This is a genomic window from Streptomyces sp. NTH33, assembly GCF_003236365.1.
GTDB lineage: Bacteria > Actinomycetota > Actinomycetes > Streptomycetales > Streptomycetaceae > Streptomyces.
Genome location: NZ_POTZ01000864.1, coordinates 1 through 1498, shown reverse-complemented (window position 1 = coordinate 1498; position 1498 = coordinate 1). Strand labels below are relative to the sequence as shown.

The following is a 1498-nucleotide window of genomic DNA, read 5'->3' as shown; positions in this document are numbered from 1 at the left end:
TCCCAGTCGCGGGGTTTGAGCTGGTACTTCTCCGAGTCCAGGTACTCCTCGCTGCCCTCGCGCAGGGGGGTGTTCTCGCACAGTTCGTAGCCGCTGTAGATGCCCCAGGCGGGGGAGAGGGTGGCGGCCAGGACGGCGCGGACGGCGAAGGCGGGGCGGCCGCCGTGCTGCAGGTAGGCGTGCAGGATGTCGGGGGTGTTGGCGAACAGGTTCGGCCGCATGTAGGCGGCCGCCTCGCCGGACAGCTCGGTGAGGTAGTCGGTCAGCTCCTGCTTGGAGTTGCGCCAGGTGAAGTAGGTGTAGGACTGCTGGAAGCCGATCTGGGCCAGGGTGTGCATCATCGCCGGGCGGGTGAACGCCTCGGCCAGGAAGATCACGTCGGGGTCGGTTGAGTTGATCTCGCCGAGCACCCGCTCCCAGAAGACCACCGGCTTGGTGTGCGGGTTGTCCACGCGGAAGATCCGCACCCCGTGGGCCATCCAGTGCCGCAGCAGGCGCACCGTCTCGGCGGCCAGGCCGTCCATATCGGCGTCGAAGGCCAGGGGGTAGATGTCCTGGTACTTCTTGGGCGGGTTCTCGGCGTAGGCGATGGTGCCGTCGGGGCGGTGGTGAAACCACTGGGGGTGCTTGTGCACCCAGGGGTGGTCCGGGGAGCACTGCAGGGCGAGGTCCAGGGCGACCTCCAGGCCCAGCTCGCCGGCCCGGGCCACGAAGGCGTCGAAGTCGGCGAGGGTGCCCAGGGCGGGGTGGACGGCGTCGTGGCCGCCCTCGGGGGAGCCGATGGCCCAGGGCACGCCGACGTCGTCGGGGCCGGCGTCCAGGGAGTTGTTGCGGCCCTTGCGGAAGGTGGTGCCGATGGGGTGGATCGGGGGCAGGTAGACGACGTCGAAGCCCATCGCGGCGATGGCGGGCAGGCGGCGGGCGGCGGTGCGGAAGGTGCCGTGCGGCCGCTCGGCGGTGCCCTCGGAGCGGGGGAAGAACTCGTACCAGGACCCGTACAGGGCCCGCTCCCGCTCCACCAGCAGCGGAAGCGGCTCGGAGGCGGTGACCAGCTCCCGCAGCGGACGGCGGGCCAGGACCGCGTCCACCTCCGGCGTCAACGCCGCCGCCAGACGCGTCATGACCGGAAGCGAGTCGTCCCCCAGCACCTCGGCGGCGGCGAGCACGGTGTCGCGCTCCGGTCCCTCCGGGACCCCGGCCGCCGCGCGGGTGTGGAGCCCGGCGCCCTCCTCCAGCACCAGCCCGGCGTCGATGCCGGCCGGGACCTTGACGGAGGCGGTGCGGCGCCAGGTGGCGACCGGGTCGCTCCAGGCCTCCACGTGGTACGTCCAGCGGCCGGCCGCCCCCGGTGTCACCTCGGCGCCCCAGCGGTCGGTGCCGGGAGCCAGCTCGCGCATCGGCGTCCAGGGGCCGGGACGGCCCGCCGGATCGCGCAGGACCACGTTCGCGGCCACCGCGTCGTGGCCCTCGCGGAAGACGGTGGCCGAGATCTGGAACG

1 protein-coding gene is annotated in these 1498 nt (G+C 72.9%); it reads right to left on the bottom strand.

Annotation, left to right across the window (positions count from 1 at the left end):
* Positions 1–1498: alpha-1,4-glucan--maltose-1-phosphate maltosyltransferase (locus C1I97_RS37075; protein WP_111007260.1), on the bottom strand; the 1498-nt coding region annotated here is incomplete at both ends.